Origin of the sequence: Saccharothrix luteola, assembly GCF_020859565.1 — a bacterium.
Classification (GTDB): Bacteria; Actinomycetota; Actinomycetes; order Mycobacteriales; family Pseudonocardiaceae; genus Actinosynnema; species Actinosynnema luteola.
In genome coordinates this window covers 16960-33420 of record NZ_JAJHUO010000043.1, presented here as the reverse complement: position 1 = coordinate 33420, position 16461 = coordinate 16960, and the positions used below count along the sequence as shown (strand labels likewise).

The 16461-nt window shown below is 70.8% G+C and carries 12 protein-coding genes and 11 tRNA genes; 9 read left to right on the top strand and 14 right to left on the bottom strand.

Features of this window, described 5'->3' with window-relative positions; translation table 11 throughout:
• Positions 1 to 182 precede the first annotated feature (182 nt).
• The 7 genes from LNK82_RS41940 (at position 183) to LNK82_RS48065 (ending at position 11245) form a co-directional block, all read left to right on the top strand.
• Complete coding sequence (locus LNK82_RS41940) at positions 183 to 1235, top strand: sugar ABC transporter substrate-binding protein (RefSeq protein ID WP_230572434.1); 1053 nt, start codon at positions 183 to 185, stop codon at positions 1233 to 1235.
• Between the two features lie 3 nt (positions 1236 to 1238).
• Positions 1239 to 2276 (top strand): ABC transporter permease, encoded by a 1038-nt coding sequence (locus tag LNK82_RS41935; RefSeq protein ID WP_230572433.1) that lies wholly within the window; start codon positions 1239 to 1241, stop codon positions 2274 to 2276.
• On the top strand, positions 2273 to 3046 hold the full coding sequence (locus LNK82_RS41930) for an ATP-binding cassette domain-containing protein (RefSeq protein WP_230572432.1): 774 nt from the start codon (positions 2273 to 2275) through the stop codon (positions 3044 to 3046). The genes LNK82_RS41935 and LNK82_RS41930 overlap by 4 nt, the downstream gene beginning before the upstream one ends.
• 70 nt (positions 3047 to 3116) lie before the next feature.
• Positions 3117 to 5624, top strand: a complete 2508-nt coding sequence (locus LNK82_RS41925) for a glycoside hydrolase family 32 protein (protein WP_230572431.1) — start codon at positions 3117 to 3119, stop codon at positions 5622 to 5624.
• 70 nt (positions 5625 to 5694) lie between these two features.
• Positions 5695 to 6639, top strand: coding sequence for a carbohydrate kinase family protein (locus tag LNK82_RS41920; RefSeq protein WP_230572430.1), 945 nt, complete (start codon positions 5695 to 5697; stop codon positions 6637 to 6639).
• Between the two features lie 38 nt (positions 6640 to 6677).
• Positions 6678 to 8549, top strand: coding sequence for a ricin-type beta-trefoil lectin domain protein (locus tag LNK82_RS41915; RefSeq protein ID WP_230572429.1), 1872 nt, complete (start codon positions 6678 to 6680; stop codon positions 8547 to 8549).
• Between the two features lie 119 nt (positions 8550 to 8668).
• A complete protein-coding gene (locus LNK82_RS48065) occupies positions 8669 to 11245 on the top strand; it encodes an ATP-binding protein (protein ID WP_230572428.1) in 2577 nt (858 codons plus the stop codon).
• 13 nt (positions 11246 to 11258) lie between these two features.
• Here the strand turns inward: LNK82_RS48065 and LNK82_RS41905 are convergent, their stop codons facing one another.
• Positions 11259 to 11615, bottom strand: coding sequence for a VOC family protein (locus LNK82_RS41905; RefSeq protein WP_230572427.1), 357 nt, complete (start codon positions 11613 to 11615; stop codon positions 11259 to 11261).
• 141 nt (positions 11616 to 11756) lie between these two features.
• On the opposite strand from LNK82_RS41905, the gene LNK82_RS41900 reads away from it, so the two are divergent.
• Positions 11757 to 13244 carry a hypothetical protein gene (locus tag LNK82_RS41900; RefSeq protein WP_230572426.1) on the top strand — a complete coding sequence of 496 codons (1488 nt, stop codon included), beginning with the start codon at positions 11757 to 11759 and terminating at the stop codon, positions 13242 to 13244.
• A 214-nt stretch (positions 13245 to 13458) separates the two neighbouring features.
• Here LNK82_RS41900 and LNK82_RS41895 read toward each other — a convergent pair.
• From LNK82_RS41895 to LNK82_RS41835, 13 genes are all read right to left on the bottom strand, one after another.
• Positions 13459 to 13533 (bottom strand) — tRNA-Asn (locus LNK82_RS41895).
• 11 nt (positions 13534 to 13544) lie between these two features.
• Positions 13545 to 13616 (bottom strand) — tRNA-Arg (locus LNK82_RS41890).
• A 3-nt stretch (positions 13617 to 13619) separates the two neighbouring features.
• Positions 13620 to 13696 (bottom strand) — tRNA-Lys (locus tag LNK82_RS41885).
• 1 nt (position 13697) lies between these two features.
• A tRNA-Ser gene (locus LNK82_RS41880) sits at positions 13698 to 13786 on the bottom strand.
• 11 nt (positions 13787 to 13797) lie between these two features.
• Positions 13798 to 13880 (bottom strand) — tRNA-Leu (locus LNK82_RS41875).
• 12 nt (positions 13881 to 13892) lie between these two features.
• Positions 13893 to 13965: transfer RNA gene (locus LNK82_RS41870), tRNA-Gln, on the bottom strand.
• Positions 13966 to 13985: 20 nt separating this feature from the next.
• Positions 13986 to 14058: transfer RNA gene (locus LNK82_RS41865), tRNA-Gln, on the bottom strand.
• Between the two features lie 13 nt (positions 14059 to 14071).
• Positions 14072 to 14143 (bottom strand) — tRNA-Thr (locus LNK82_RS41860).
• A 31-nt stretch (positions 14144 to 14174) separates the two neighbouring features.
• Positions 14175 to 14246, bottom strand: a tRNA-Glu gene (locus LNK82_RS41855).
• Positions 14247 to 14408: 162 nt separating this feature from the next.
• A tRNA-Arg gene (locus LNK82_RS41850) sits at positions 14409 to 14483 on the bottom strand.
• 114 nt (positions 14484 to 14597) lie between these two features.
• Positions 14598 to 14666 (bottom strand) — tRNA-Trp (locus tag LNK82_RS41845).
• A gap of 89 nt (positions 14667 to 14755) precedes the next feature.
• Positions 14756 to 14896, bottom strand: coding sequence for a hypothetical protein (locus LNK82_RS41840; RefSeq protein WP_230572425.1), 141 nt, complete (start codon positions 14894 to 14896; stop codon positions 14756 to 14758).
• A gap of 94 nt (positions 14897 to 14990) precedes the next feature.
• On the bottom strand, positions 14991 to 15932 hold the full coding sequence (locus tag LNK82_RS41835) for an SMP-30/gluconolactonase/LRE family protein (protein WP_230572424.1): 942 nt from the start codon (positions 15930 to 15932) through the stop codon (positions 14991 to 14993).
• A gap of 76 nt (positions 15933 to 16008) precedes the next feature.
• Here LNK82_RS41835 and LNK82_RS41830 point away from each other — a divergent pair, with 76 nt between their 5' ends.
• Complete coding sequence (locus LNK82_RS41830) at positions 16009 to 16458, top strand: Lrp/AsnC family transcriptional regulator (protein WP_230572423.1); 450 nt, start codon at positions 16009 to 16011, stop codon at positions 16456 to 16458.
• The last annotated feature ends 3 nt before the right edge of the window (positions 16459 to 16461 follow it).

Genomic DNA, 16461 nt, shown 5'->3' with positions numbered 1-16461 from the left:
TGTCGTGACTTGGACCACGAAGCTAGCGTCAACGATGACTTAACGAAAGTCCCACTTCCTCGAACTGTCCTCATGGGACCGGAAGTGCGGCGTTTTCCACTGCTGCATGCGTAACAGGCGGTCACGACGGAACCTAATCGGATCCGGCGGCCGGTTACGTCAACGTTGACGTTGGAGGAGACATGACCGGACGGTCGCGAACGGGCGTCAGGCTCACGGCGCTGGTGTCGGCGTCCTTGCTGGCGCTGGTCACCGGGTGCGGGGACGGCGGCGGTGCGGCCGGCGGCGGCACGCTCGTGGGGTTGGTGACCAAGACGGACACGAACCCGTTCTTCGTGAAGATGAAGGAGGGCGCGCAGGCCGCCGCCGGCTCGACCGGCGCGACGGTGCAGTCGTTCGCGGGCAAGCAGGACGGCGACAACCAGTCGCAGGTCGACGCGATCGAGAACCTGATCGGCGCGGGCGCCAAGGGCATCCTGATCACCCCCAACGACTCGAAGGCGATCGTGCCCTCGGTGGACAAGGCGCGGCAGGCCGGGCTGCTGGTGATCGCCCTGGACACCCAGTTGGAGCCGGCCGCCGCGGCGGACGCGACCTTCGCCACGGACAACTACCAGGCCGGGCTGCTGATCGGGCAGTGGGCCAAGGCGAAGTTCGAGGCCGAGGGCAAGCAGGCGAAGATCGCGCTGCTGGACCTCAACCCGAACCAGGTGTCCGTGGACGTGCAGCGCGACCAGGGCTTCCTGGAGGGCTTCGGCGTCGACGTGAAGGACAAGGCGAAGATCGGCGACGAGAGCGACCCGCGCATCGTGGGCCACGACGTCACCGACGGCGCCCCGGAGGGTGGCCGGACGGCGATGGAGAACCTGCTGCAGAAGGACCCGGGCGTCAACCTCGTCTACACGATCAACGAGCCCGCGGCGGCGGGCGCGTACGAGGCGCTGAAGGCGGCGGGCAAGGAGAAGGACGTCACCATCGTCTCGGTCGACGGCGGCTGCCCCGGCGTGGAGAACGTCAAGTCGGGCATCATCGGCGCCACCGCGCAGCAGTACCCGCTGAAGATGGCCCAGCTGGGCGTGGAGGCGATCGCGAAGTTCGCGAAGGACGGCACCAAGCCGCAGAACACCGCGGGCAAGGACTTCGTCGACACCGGCGTCACCCTGATCACCGACCAGCCCGCGTCCGGCGTGGAGTCGAAGGACTCCGCCTGGGGCCTGCAGAACTGCTGGGGCTGAGCGATGTCGACGACCCTGTCCACGGGCCACTCACCCGGCGGCAACCCGCTGGGCGAGGACACCAGGCGCTCGCCGCTGGCCCGTCTCCAGCACCTGCTGCACTCACAGGCCACGATCGGGCCGGCCGTGGTGCTGCTGGTCGCCGTCGTGGTGTTCGCGGTGCTGTCGCCCCGTTTCCTCACACCGGGCAACATCTCCCTGATCCTGCAACAGGTCGCGGTCATCGGCACGCTGGCCGTGGGCCAGACCATCGTCATCCTCACCGCCGGCATCGACCTGTCCTGCGGCGCGATCATGGTGCTGACCTCGATCGTGATGGCGAAGGTCGCGGCGGACACGGGGCTGCCGGGCCTGCCCGCGCTGCTGCTGGGCTTCCTCGTCGGCACGCTGTGCGGACTGCTCAACGGCCTGCTGGTCACGCGGCTGAAGCTGCCGCCGTTCATCGTCACCCTCGGCACGCTCAACGTGTTCTTCGCGTTGAACCTCTGGTACTCCGAGAGCGCCACCATCCGCGGCACCGACATGCCCTCGTTGCTGCTGTGGACCGGCCAGACGATCAACATCGGCGGTACCCGCGTCACCTACGGCTCGATCATGATGGTGCTCTTGGTGGCCGCGATGGCGTTCGCGCTGAAGAACACCGCGTGGGGACGGCACGTCTACTCGACCGGTGACGACCTCGAAGCCTCCCGCCTGTCCGGCATCCGCACCGGCCGCGTGCTGCTCAGCGTGTACGCGGCGGCGGGCCTGGTGTACGCGATGGCGGCCTGGGTGCTGATCGGGCGGATCGCCTCGGCCAGCCCGCAGGCGGGCCAGATGGACAACCTCGACTCCATCACCGCCGTCGTGATCGGCGGGACCAGCCTGTTCGGTGGGCGCGGCGCCATCGTGGGCTCGCTGATCGGCGCGCTGATCGTCGGCGTGTTCCGCAACGGGCTGGCGCTGGCCGGGGTGGACGTGCTGTGGCAGACCCTGGCCGTCGGCGTGCTGATCATCGTCGCGGTCTCGCTGGACCAGTGGATCCGGAAGGTGAAGCCATGACCACACCGGTGTTGCAGGCCCGCGGCCTGGTCAAGCGCTACGGCCGGGTCACCGCCCTGTCCGGTGCCGACCTGGAACTGCTGCCGGGCGAGATCCTGGCCGTCATCGGCGACAACGGCGCCGGCAAGTCCAGCCTGATCAAAGCGCTGTCCGGCGCGGTCGTGCCGGACGAGGGCGAGATCCTGGTCGACGGCGCACCGGTGTCGTTCACCTCGCCGATCGACGCGCGGGACGCCGGCATCGAGACCGTGCACCAGTCGTTGGCCGTGGCGCCGTCGTTGGACATCGCCGCGAACCTGTTCCTGGGCCGCGAACGCCGCCGCAAGGGCGTGCTCGGCACGGTGTTCCGCATGCTCGACCGCAACGGCATGCGCGAGGAGGCACGGCGGCAGCTCGACGCGTTGGGGATCATGACCATCCAGAACCCCGGCCAGGCCGTGGAAACCCTGTCCGGCGGCCAACGGCAAGCCGTCGCCGTCGCCCGTGCCGCCGCGTTCGGCAGCCGGGTCGTCATCATGGACGAGCCGACGGCGGCGCTGGGCGTCCGCGAGTCCCGCGCCGTGCTCGACCTGGTGCTCCAGGTCCGCGACCGCGGCCTGCCGGTCATCCTGATCAGCCACAACATGCCGCACGTATTCGAGGTCGCGGACCGCATCCACATCCAACGCCTCGGCCGCCGCAAGGCCGTGGTCGACCCGAAGACCATCTCGATGTCCGACGCCGTCGCGATCATGACCGGCGCCATGGAACCGCCAGACCAAGCCGTCTGACGCCGCCGCCACCCGCGCGACGCCTTCACCGGGGCGTCGCGCGGGACGAGCGCGCCTTCCCGGAGGTGTCATGAGACGTCGTCGTCTCGTCAGCCTGTTGACCGCCGCCGTCCTGCTCGGGGCGGTGCCGAACGCCCACGCCGAGCCCTCGTTCACCGAACCCCACCGACCGCAGTTCCACTACACCCCCGCGAAGAACTGGATGAACGACCCCAACGGGTTGGTCTACCACGAGGGCGAGTACCACCTCTTCTACCAGTACAACCCGGACGGCAACAGCTGGGGCGACATGTCCTGGGGCCACGCCGTGAGCCGTGACCTCGTGCACTGGCGGGAGCTCCCGCTCGCCCTCCCGCACGACGACACCGAGATGGTGTTCTCCGGCAGCGCCGTCGTCGACCACGGCAACACCTCCGGCTTCGGCACGCCCGAGGACCCGGCCCTGGTCGCGATCTACACCACCCACTCCAAAGCGGACGGTCGGCAGGCGCAGTCGCTGGCCTACAGCACCGACAACGGCCGGACGTGGACCAAGCACGCGGGCAACCCGGTGCTCGACATCGGCTCCCGCGAGTTCCGCGACCCCAAGGTCCAGTGGCAGGCCGGGCGGTGGCTGATGGCGGTCGCGCTGTCCACCGAGCACAAGGTCGGCTTCTACTCCTCGCCCGACCTCAAGACCTGGGCGCACCTGAGCGATTTCGGCCCGCAGGGCGCGGTCGGCGGCGTGTGGGAGTGCCCGGACCTGTTCCCGCTGCGGGTCGACGGCGACCCCCGCAAGACCAAGTGGGTGCTGGTGGTCAGCATCAACCCCGGCGGCATCGCGGGCGGTTCGGCCGCGCAGTACTTCGTCGGTGACTTCGACGGCACCCGCTTCACCCCTGACGACGACGGCAGCTACACCCCACCGGCCGGCGTGGTCGTCCAGGACTTCGAGTCCTCCTACGGCGGGTGGACGACCACCGGCACCGCTTTCGGCGACGCTCCGGCCACCGGCCCGCTGCCAGGCCAACTCCCCGTGGGCGGCGTCGAGGGAACGGGCTACGCCAACAGCTTCCACGGCGGCGACGGCGCGACCGGCACCCTGACCTCCCCGCCGTTCACCGTGGATCAGCCGTACCTCAACTTCAAGATCGGCGGCGGCAGGCACCCCCACGACCCGGCCGCCGCGACCGAGGAAACGCCGCCGGTGCGCCAGGTCCTGGCCGACTTCGAGGGCGGTTCCTACGGAACCTGGACCGCGACCGGGGAGGCGTTCGGCACCGCGCCCGCGACCGGCACGCTGCCCGGTCAGATGGAGGTCTCCGGCTGGCAGGGCGGCGGTCTGGTCAACACCTTCCTCCGGGGCGACGCCACGACCGGCACGCTCACCTCACCGGAGTTCACCATCTCCGCGCCGTACCTGAACTTCCTCATCGGCGGCGGCCACCACCCCGTCACCTCCGAAGCACCCACCGCGGTGCGGCTGGTCGTCGACGGTCAGGTCGTGCGCAGTGCCACCGGCAAGGACTCCGAGGCCCTGAACTGGGCTTCGTGGGACGTGCGCGACCTCGCCGGGAAGGGGGCGCGCTTGGAGGTCGTGGACCAGAACACCGGCGGCTGGGGCCACGTCCTGGTCGATCACGTGGTGCTCGCCGACGCCCCCGCCAAGCCGCGCTCCACCGAGACCTCGGTCAACCTCGTGGTCGACGGGAAGGTCGTGCGCACGGCCACCGGGGCGGACCGCGAAACCCTCGACTGGGCCTCCTTCGACCTGCGCGAGCACCTCGGCCGACAGGCGCGGATCTCCGTGGTGGACCGCAACACCGCCGGGTGGGGCCACGTCCTCGCCGACCGGTTCACCCTCGCCGGCGCACCCGCGAAGTCCGGCGTCGAGAGGGCGGACTGGGTGGACTTCGGCAAGGACTACTACGCCCCCGTGTCCTGGGAGAACGCCCCCGACGGCAAGCGCTACGCGATCGGCTGGATGAACAACTGGCAGTACGCCGGCAACACCCCGACCTCGCCGTGGCGCAGCGCGCAGAGCGTGGTCAGGCAGCTGGAGCTGCGCACCGTCGGCGATGAGGTCAGGCTCGTCCAGAAACCGGTGCGCGCCCTCGACCGCCTCCACCAGGGCGCACCGGTCATCGTGCACGGCAGCACCGTCCGCGAGGGCTCGCGCTCGCTGGGCAGGCGTGCCGAAGGCCAGGCGCTGGACATCGAGGCGACGTTCTCGGCCAGGGATGCGGAGCGCTTCGGCCTGAAGGTGCACAGCGGTCCCGGGCAGGAAACCGTGATCGGCTACGACACCAACCGCGGCGAGCTGTACGTGGACCGCACCCGGTCCGGGCGCGTCGACTTCAGCCCCGACTTCCCCGCCGTGCAGCGCGCGCCGCTGGCCGCCGTGAACGGGAAGGTGGCGTTGCGCGTGCTCGTGGACCGCTCGTCGGTCGAGGTCTTCGGCGGCACGGGCCAGGCCGTGATCACCAGCCTGGTCTTCCCCGACCCGGCCGCCGGTGACGGGGTGGAGGTCTTCGCCGAGGGCGGCGACGCCCGGATCGACCGCCTCACCGCGTGGCACTGGGGCTCCTCCCGACGCTGACCGCTCGGGGTGGTGGAGCCACCTCTCCCGGCTCCACCACCGCTTCCCCTTCCCCGACAAGGAACACGACATGATCATCGTTGCCGGCGAGGCCCTCGTCGATCTCGTGCCCGACGGCGTCGGCGGCTACCGACCCCTCCCGGGTGGCAGCCCCGCCAACACCGCCGTCGGGCTCGGCAGGCTCGGCACCCCGACCGCGCTGCTGGCACGCCTTGCCGACGACCGCATGGGCTCGCTGCTGCGCACCCACCTGGAGACCTCCAACGTCGACCTCCGCCACGTCACCGAGTCGACCGCGCCGACCACCCTCGCCGTGGTGGACGTCGACCGCGACGGGGTGGCCGACTACTCGTTCTACATCGACGGCTGCGCCGACGGCGGCTGGCAGGTCGCGGACCTGCCGGCCGAACTCCCGCCGGACGCGGCACTGCACGTGGGCGGCTCCTTCGCCCTCGCGATCGAGCCCATGGCCACCGCGTTCGAGATCTTGCTCTCCCGCGAGCACCCGCACCGCGTCATCACCCTCGACCCCAACATCCGCCCGATGCTCATCGACGACCACGCCACCGTGCGCGCCCGGCTGCGGCGCTGGCTCGGCATGGTCGACGTCGTCAAGGTCAGCGCCGACGACCTGCGGTGGATCGCCCCCGACCGACCGCTCGCCGACGTCGTGGCCGAGTGGCACGAGCAGGGGCCCGCTTTCGTGATCGTCACCCGCGGGGCGGAGGGCGTGCACGCCTCCGGGCCTACCGGGCACATCGACCTACCCGGCCTTTCGGTCGACGTCACCGACACCGTCGGCGCGGGGGACGCCTTCATGGCGGGCCTGCTGGCCGCCTTCGACCGCAACGACCTGCTCACCCGGACCAACCTCGCCACCGTCACCCACACCGAACTCGCCGACGTCCTCGCCTACGCCCAACGCGTCGCGGCCATCACCTGCACCCGCCCCGGCGCCGATTCCCCCTGGTTCGACGAACTGCTCACCGCCGAGATCCGTTCCGCGACCGCTTGACCCGAACTCTCTTCCCACAGACGTGAAGTGAGGCCAGCATGCGCAGATCCGTTGTCCTGTCGGCAGTGGCGATCCTGGTGGCGATCACCGCGATCGCCGCGCCCCCGGCACAGGCGGCGCCCTACCCGGAGTACCCCTACGACGCGACCGACTACAACGAGCCGTTCCGCGGCCAGTTCCACTTCAGCTCGCAGGGCGGCTGGATGAACGACGTGAACGCGCCGCTGTACTACAACGGCGTCTACCACCTCTTCTACCAGCACAACCCGCACGGCCTGAACTGGGACACCATGCACTGGGGCCACGCGACCAGCAGGGACCTCGTGCACTGGACGCAGCAGCCGATCGCCCTGGAACCGGGCCTGCACAACGCCACCCTGTTCTCAGGCGGCGGCTGGGTGGACACCAACAACGTCACCGGCCTCAAGACCGGCGCCGACGCGCCCATCCTGCTGTTCACCAACACCAACGGCGTCTCCATCGCCTACAGCACCGACGGCGCCAGGACGTTCCGCATGTACAACGGCGGCGCCAAGGTGATCTCCACCCCGTACGAGTCCCGCGACCCGAAGGTGTTCTGGGACGCCGCGCGCAACCGCTGGGGCATGGTCTTCTGGGGCAACGAGGGCGGCAACACCGCGAAGTTCTACAGCTCCACGAACCTGCTCACCTGGACCCACCGGGGCGAGTTCCGCGCCGACTGGCTGTTCGAGTGCCCCGACCTCTACCAACTCCCCGTCGACGGCAACACCGCGAACCCGAAGTGGGTCCTGCAGGACGCGAGCGGCGAGTACGTCATCGGCACGCTCGACAGCGCGGGGGTCTTCGTGCCGGACGCCGGCTGGTCGCGCCCGCAACGCATGGACGTGGGTCGGACCGACTTCGGCGGGACCGCCTACGCGGGCCTCACCTTCACCAACACGCCCACCGACCGGGTGGTCCAGATGTTCTGGCAGCCCGGCAACAAGGGCTCGACCTGGACGGGCAACGCGTCGTTCCCCGCGCAGCTCGGGCTCAGGACGTTCCCGGGGGAGGGCATCCGGGTGACCCGCAACCCCGTCGGCGAGATCTCCACCATCCGCCAGGCCGCGCGGACGTGGAGCAACCTGACGATCTCCAACGACCTCGCGACCAACCCGTTCAACGGCATCGCCGCCGACACCTACGAGATCGAGGCGACCTACGACCTGACCGGGGCCACGGCCACCGACTTCGGCTTCGAGCTGCACCGCCGTGCCGACGGCACCCGCGACGCCGCGATCGGCTACGACCGCGTCCGGCAGACCCTCGCCGACGCCCCCATGCCGCCGATCGACAACCGGGTGAAGCTGCGGGTCCTCGTCGACCGGGGGCAGCTGGAGACCTTCGGCAACGACGGCCGGGTCTCGGTCACCGACAACGTCGACTTCGACTCCTCCAGCGGCAGCCTCGGCATCCGCACCTACGCCAACAACGGCACGGTGCGCGTCGAATCGCTGACGTTCCGACGCCTGAGCAAGGCCTGGACGACCGCGCCCAGCGGACCGGACCAGGGCATCGGCATGATCAAGTGGAATGGCGCCGACAAGTGCGTCGACCGCGACAACGCCACGGCCCTGGTGAACATCTGGGACTGCTGGAACGGCGGCAACCAGCGCTGGACGTTCACCGCGGCCGGGAAGATCAAGATCGGTGACGAGTGCCTCGACCAGCCGGGGGAGACCATCGGCAACGGCGCGAAGCTCAAGACCCACGCGTGCTGGGGCGGCGACAACCAGCGGTGGATCCGCATCGGCACGGACCAGTACCAGAACGCGTGGTCCAAGCGCTGCCTCGACCTCGCCGCCGGGGACGCCGCCAACGGCCGCCAGTTGCAGGTCTGGGACTGCGTCGGCGGCCCCAACCAGCGGTGGAGCATGCCGACCACCTGACGACCGCGGTACCACGACGAAGGGCGGATGGCACCCCATCCGCCCTTCGTCCCGACGACCCGCCACCCAACGTCCCGTCGGACGGGAACGCGGTACCGGTTCGGGCCGATAGCGTGAGTGTGAAGCCTGCCGTCCACCGCACCGTGCTGGCTGTCGACGTCGCCGGCTTCAGCGATCAGGGCCGCTCCGACCGCGACCGGGTCGCGGTGCGCGACGGGCTGTACTCGGCCCTGGTCTCCGCGTTCCGGGTGTGCGGCATCCCGTGGGAAGCGGGCCACCACGAGGACCGGGGTGACGGGGTGCTCGTGCTGACCCCGCCGGACGTCGTGAAGGGCCTGTTCACCGAGGTGCTGCCGGACGCGCTGCTCGCCGAGGTGCGCGCGCACAACGCCGGGCGCGGGGCGGCGGAGCGGATGCGGCTGCGGGTGGCGGTGCACGCGGGCGAGGTCCAGTTCGACGACCACGGGGTCGTCGGGGCCGCGGTGAACCACACGTTCCGGTTGCTCGACGCCCCGCCGGTGAAGGCCGCGCTCGCCGAATCGGCGTCACCGCTCGTGCTGGTCGTCTCGGACTGGTTCCACGACGAGGTCGTGCGGCACAGCCCGGCCAGCGAGCCTGACGCGTTCCGCCGGGTCCGGTTCACGGTCAAGGAGACCACCGGCACGGCGTGGGTGCGCGTGCCGGGCGAGCCGCGCCCGGCCCTCGACGGTGCCGCGCCGCGCCAACTGCCCGCGCACACCCCGCAGTTCAGCGGGCGGCGCGCCGAGCTGGGCGCCCTCGACGTGTTGCTGGACGACACGCCGACGGTGGTGATCGACGGGATGGCGGGCGTCGGCAAGACCGCTCTGGCGCTGCACTGGGCGCACCGCAACGCCGGGCGCTTCCCGGACGGGCAGCTCTACGTGAACCTGCGCGGTGTCGACCCGCTCTCGCCGCCGCTGCTGCACGCCGAGGCCGTGCGCGGGTTCCTCGACGCCCTCGGCGTGCCGCCGGACTCGATCCCGGTCGACCTGCACGCCCAGGCGGCGCTGTACCGCAGCCGGGTGGCGACGCGGCGGATGCTGATCGTGCTGGACAACGCGGCCGACGCCGAGCACGTGCGGCCGCTGCTGCCCGGTGGGGATTCGCCCAGCCGGGTGGTGGTCACCAGCCGCGACCGGCTCACGAGCCTGGTGACGGAGGAAGGGGCCCACGCGGTGCCGCTGGTGGTGCCCGACGGCGAGGAGGCGGAGGCGCTGCTCGCGCTGCGGCTGGGCGGTCAGCGGGCGGCGGCCGAGCCGGAGGCGGTCCGGCTGCTGGTCGAGCGGTGCGGGCGGCTGCCGCTGGCGCTGGCCGTGACGGCGGCGCGGGCGGGCGCGGTGCCGCACGTGCCGCTGCGGGACCTGGCCGACGAACTGGGCGACGAGCAGGACCGGCTGGACGTGCTGGACGCCGGTGACCCGCGGACCAGCCTGCGCGCGGTGTTCTCCTGGTCCTACCGCACGCTCCCGGCGCCGGCCGCGCGGCTGTTCCGGCTGCTCGGCGTGGCGCCGGGGCCGGACACCGGCCTGCCCGCCGCGGCGTCGCTGATCGGCGCGGACGTGTCGTCCACCCGGCGGGTGGCGGCCGAGCTGACCCGGGCCCACCTGCTGGAAGAGCACACGCCCGGCCGGTTCCGGTGCCACGACCTGCTGCGCGCGTACGCGGCGGAACTGGCCGAGGAGGACCCCGTCGACCGGGACGCCGCCGTCCTGCGGGTGCTGGACCACTACCTGCACACCGGCTTCGCCGCGTCGCTGGCGATCGAGCCCTTCCGCCACCCCGTCGCGCTCGCCCCGCCGGTCCAGGGGGCGGTGGTGCGCCCGATCGCGTCGCGGCGGGAGGCGGCGGCGTGGTTCACCGCCGAGTACGCCTGCGTGCTGGCGGCGGTCGACCGCGCCGCTACCACCGGCCTGGACGTGCACGCCTGGCAGCTGCCGTGGACGTTCACGTCGTTCCTGTACTGGTACGGCCACTGGCACGACCTGGTCGCCTGCCTGGGCACGGCGATGGCCGCGACGCGGCGGCTCGGCGACGCGGCCGCGCGGGCGGTGACGCACCGCCTGCTCGGCAACGCCTACTCGGACCTCGGCCGGCGCGACGAGTCCCTGGCCGAGCTGGCGCGGGCCGCGAGGACGTTCCACGAGATCGGCGACGTGGAGGGCGAGGCCTTCGCGCGCTACTCCATGGCCGTCGTGCTGGACCGCTTCGGGATGCCCGCCGAGGCGATCGACCGGGCCCACGAGGCACTGGAGCTCTACCAGCGGACCGGCAACCGCACCGTCGAGGCCAGGACGCTCAGCGCCATCGGGTGGTTCGAGGCACGCCTGGGCCACTACGACCACGCGTTGGAGCAGTGCGGTCGAGCGCTGGAACTGCTCCAGGCCCTGGGCGACCGGCAGGGCGAGGCCGACACCCTCAACAGCATGGGCTTCGCCAAGGCCGGACTCGGCCTGCACGACGAGGCCGTCGCCCACCACCGCCGCGCGCTGGAGTTGTGGCAGGAGTCCGGCAACGACTCGCACCGGGCCAAGACGCTGACCCAGCTGGGCGACATCCACCGAGCGGCGGGCGACGTTCGGGCGGCGCGTGAGGCGTGGCGGCAGGCGCTGGACACCTTCGAGGCGTTGGGCGACCCCGCCGCCGACGACCTGCGCGCCAAGCTGGAAGGCGGCTGACGGTCACCGGCGATCAGTTCACGCAGAGGCAGAAGGGGTGGCCCGCCGGGTCGAGGAAGACCCGGAAGGACGTCCCGGGCTGGTGCGGGTGCTTGGTCGCGCCGAGGTCGAGCACGGCCGCCTCGGCGGTGTCGAGGTCGTCGACGGTCACGTCGAGGTGCATCTGCTGGGGCGACTCCTGGCTCGGCCACACCGGCGGCGCGTACCCGTCGACCTGCTGGAAGCAGATGCACTGACCGTGCTCCGCGCGGACCTCGGCCCATTCGGTGGAGACGTCGACCTGCCAACCCAACATGGCGCCGTAGAACCTCGCGAGCGCACCGGGGTCCGGGCAGTCGATGACGATGCTGGGGAAGCGGGCGATGGCCATGCCGGTGATGCTAGGGGCGGTTGCGGACGATCTACGTCCGGATCACGCCGGCCAACGTCGAGCAGCACGATCGGTAACCATCGCCACCGCGCCGACGACATCCTCGTGACAACTCGTGACGAGCGTTCGGCGGTGTGACAGATGCAGTTGACGAAACCCTTCTCCCGCGGCTTGGTGATCTGGGACACGGACTGGGACGACCCGAAGAAGCTCGAAGTGCTGGATGCCAACACGCCCGCTGATCACGTCGTGCTGTTAACCGTGGCGGGGAGGAAGGCCTCGGACGCGGCGGTCGCCCGGGACCTCGACTTCATCGTGGCGCGGATCCGGTCCAACGGCTTCGACACGTGGACGAGACCGGACGTGCACAGCCTCCGGAACAGGCTCCGCGAGATCGGCCGGGACGCCGACGTCCGGGCGGTCGAGGTCGTGATCCGGGGCAAGGTGACGCCCGTCGCCGCGCACGCGTCGCACTCGCAGCCCAAGACCCCGTCCGGCAAGACACGCGCGCTGCACGTGAACTACACGACGGGGGACGACGGGAGCCGTTTCGACACCGAGTTCCAGCACGTGCAGTTCTTCATCCAGTGCGCCGAGGAGCTGGGCTTCCGGCTCACCGTCTTCACCACCGAGAAGGGGAGCGCGGACCTGAAGTCCGCGGGCCTGCTCGGCAGGCCCGGGGTCGAGGTGCTCAGGGCGGCGCACAACCCCGCCAAGTGGGCGGAGGACAGCGTGGAGTTCCTGGTCTCGGGCCAGGTCGCGGTGCTGGAGAAGTTCCTCCCCATCGGCTTGGCCGAGGGGTTGACCGCCGGCCGCCGGCAGCGCTGGGCCGGTCTGATCAGCGATCCCGCCCACCAGGGCAAGCCCTTCGACCGGATGCAGGTGAACGACTGGGTGCCCGAGGGGTTGTCCGTCAACAGCAGCCCGACCGGCGACGACCGCGCGCGGGCGGTGGAGGAGGCCGGGGCGGGGCCCGTGCGGCGCCTGCGCTTCTACGGCGAGGGCGGCAACCTCGTGACCGGCGACCTCGCCGACGGCCGGGTGGTCGTCCTCGTCGGCCGGGACGCGATCGCCGCGACCAAGGCGGAGTACTTCTTCACCGATGACGACGACGTGCTGCGCATCATCGCCGAGGACTTCGGCCTGGAGGTCGGGCAGGTCGTGCCGGTGGAGCAGCCGGGCAAGTTCCACCTCGACATGGGGTTGATGTTCGTCGGCCAGGGCAGGGTGGTCCTCAACGACTGCCGGGCCGAGCTGGAGGCGGCGCGCGCCGCCGTGGCCGGCGGGAGTACGGACACCGAACTCGTCGCCAAGCTCGAACTGCGCAGCGGCCTGGAGTCGCTCGCCCGGGCCGACCTGGAGAGGGCCGGGCTGGAGGTGCGCCAGGTCAAGTTGGAGGCCGGTTGGGCGCACAACTTCTTCAACGGCGAGTTCGTCACCGGACAGGACGGCCAGGCGTACTTCCTGACCAACGGCACGGCCAACGCCGAGGCGAAGACCGCGTTGGAGGCGCTGCTCGTGCAGGACCTCGGTGTGGTGGCCGGGATCCGCTACTCGCCGGTCGGCGCCGCCGCCAAGAGCCTGGCCGAACAGGGCGGTGTCGGCTGCCGCGCCAAGGGCTCCCGGTGAGGTGACGATGAAGGGGCCCTGCACGGAGGGCCCCTTCGGGTTGGCGGACACCGAGATGGCGTCCTGGACGAAGCCGGCGAAGTCGTCATCGGACTGGCGCCCTCTCCACCGCGGAGCAGACCGGTCGCGCGTCCTGGTGTCGAACCAGGGAACCTGGAGATATGAGCTCCGGGTGGCCGCCGGGCCACGCGCGTCACCACCGACACGGTGGTGGTGGCTCCCCCGTCAGGACTCGAACCTGATCTTCCCGAGTAACAGTCGGGCGTGCTGCCTGGTGCACTTCGGGGGAATGGCGTCGCGTGCCCTCGGCAGGACTCGAACCTGCATTTCCGCCGTCGGAGGGCGGTGTCGTGTCCGTTGGACCACGAGGGCTCGTGGTGGGTCGCCGGGGACTCGAACCCCGCACCCGTCGCTTAAGAGGCGACTGCTCTGGCCTGATGAGCTAGCGACCCGCAGAGGATGCAGGATTCGAACCTGCACGACGCTCGCGCGCCGACCACCGTTTTCGAGACGGCTGCCTTGCCGGACTCGGCCAATCCTCCCCGGTCGTGCGTGCCCCCGGCAGGACTCGAACCTGCACGTCCTCGCGGACACACGGGTTTGAGCCGTGCGCGTCTGCCGTTCCGCCACAGGGGCCTTGCTCGTGCGCTGCCCGTCGAGGGTTCGAACCTCGGTCTCCGCGGTCAGAACGCGGTGTCCATGCCGACTGGACCAACGGGCATCGGGTCGGTGCTCGGCCGGCTCCCGGTCCAGGGCTCGAACCTGGGCTGGACGGATCCAAAATCCGCCGTGCTGCCGACTACACCAACCGGGATCGCGGTGCTGCGAGCCTCTCCCGGGACTCGAACCCGGTCCTCCCGCTTACGAGGCGGGTGCTCGGCCTGTTGAGCTGAAGAGGCAGTAGGGCCGCCGCGGGGGCGAACCCGTTCGTAGCGCGTACGGGGATCGAACCCGCGTCACCGGAGTGAGGGTCCGGTGTCCGTTCCGCTGGACCAACGCGCTGTGATCGTCACCCGTCGGGGTGACCGGGGCTCCGGGCGGCGCGTGCCGTCCGGTGCCTTGTCGGATGCCCGCGAGTCGAACGCGGTACGTCCTGATCCCAAATCAGGTGGGGTCGCCGTGCCCCTCGCATCCGGCGCCGCCGACGTGGCCGTCGGCGGGTCGCACCCCTGCCAGGACTCGAACCTGGGACCTCGACGTTCGTAGCGTCGCGCTCTGTTCCGCCTGAGCTACAGGGGCGTGGAGCCCCGCCCTGACCGCAAGGCCCGGGACGAGGCGAATGAATACATGTCTGCTCCGCTGTGGAGTTGTCAACGAACACGCCGGCCCGGTCGAAGAATGGGCGGCATTCAGCAGTGACGGAAGGAGCCGAACCCTCGGGCAACGGTTTTGGAGACCGTTCCGCTTCCCAAGCACGTCACCATGAACAGCTGTTCCAGGTGCGGGAAATAGAGGAGCCGCCCGAATCGGTTCCCCGATGGGCGGCTCCCTGTCCACGTGACCCGATCAGGTCAGGGCGGGGAGTCCGCGCAGTTCAGCGACGTCTCGCGCCGGGGCAACCCAGGCATCGGCTGGTCGAAGGACCGGCACGTGGCGACGATCGCGGCGCGTTGGCGCAAGCGCTGCGAACCCTGCTTCCACATGCTCGTCATGGCTTCGACCCTTCTTCTCTCGGTGTGCTTGAAGTATGCACGTCGCCCGAGATGGCGGCAATGCTTTTTTGGCGGGCAGGTCGAGCGGGCTTGCTCATTCGACATTGGTCCGGTGTTCCGGGTCGGGCGAATCGGGAGCGACCGAGTAGGGCGGCCGGGTGCCGTTCACGTTGAAGAGCAACGTGTAGACCGACGTGGTGGCGGTGATGAACAGGCGGTTGCGCTTGGGGCCGCCGAAGCACACGTTCGACACCACCTCCGGCACGCCGATCCGGCCCAGCAGCGTGCCGTCGGGGTGGATGCAGTGGACGCCGTCCCCGGCGGCGGCCCAGATCCGACCCTGCTCGTCCAGGCGGATGCCGTCGAACTGGCCGTTCGTGCAGCGGGCCACCTCCTCGCCGCCGTGCAGCCTCGTGCCGTCCACGTCGAAGCCCCGGATGTGGTTGCGGCGCGTGTCCACGATGTAGAGCCGCGTGCCGTCGGGGGAGAACGCGAGGCCGTTGGGCCGCACGAAGTCGTCCGCGACGACCTCGACCGCGCCGGTCGCGGGGTCGGCCCGGTAGACGTGGCAGGCCCCGATCTCCGACTCCGCGCGCACGCCTTCGTAGTCGCTGAGGATGCCGTAGGGCGGGTCGGTGAACCACACGCCGCCGTCGGCCGCGACCACCACGTCGTTGGGGCTGTTGAACCGCTTGCCGTCGACCCGGTCGGCGATGACCGTGGTCGAGCCGTCGTGCTCGGTGCGCACGACCCGGCGCTCGCCCTGCTCGCAGGTCACGACGCGGCCCTGCGCGTCGAGGGTGCGGCCGTTGGCGTAGCCGGCGGGTGAGCGGAACACCCCGACGTGGCCGGTGGTCTCGTCCCAGCGCAGGACGCGGTCGTTGGGGATGTCGCTGAACAGCAGGTACCGGCCGGCGGGGACGTAGGCGGGGCCCTCGGTCCACTTGCACCCGGTGGCCAGGCGCTCCAGCAGGTCGTCGCCGAACAGCAGCAGCCGGTCGTCGAACGACTCCACCTTCGTCGGGATGACGTCCATCATTTCCCCTTCATCGCCGAATCACATCTGGTGTGCAACCTATACTGCTTGATGACATCAGGTGGAGGTAGGGGAGATGGACGATACTGATCGGGCCGTGCTGGCCGCGCTGCGGGAGGACGCGACGCAGTCGTACGCCGTGCTGGGTGCGCAAGTAGGGCTGTCTGCGGCGGCAGCGCACGAACGGGTGCGCAAGCTGCGCGAGCGGGGTGTGATCAGGCGGACGACGGTGGAGATCGACCCGGTCGCGCTCGGGTTGGACGTGCTGGCGTTCGTGCTGGTCGACTCGTCGGCGTGGGTCGGCTCGCCGGAGACGGCCGACGCGCTGCGCGCGCTGCCCGCGGTGGAGGAGGCCCACATCGTGGCGGGGACGGCGTCGCTGCTGCTCAAGGTGCGCACGGCGGGCACGCGCGCGTTGCAGGCCGTGCTGAAGGACGTGCACGACATCGCCGGTGTGTCCGGCACGAATGCGATCGTGGTGCTGGAGACGTGTTTCGAACGGACGCCCGACCCGGGCTCTGCCTGAGCG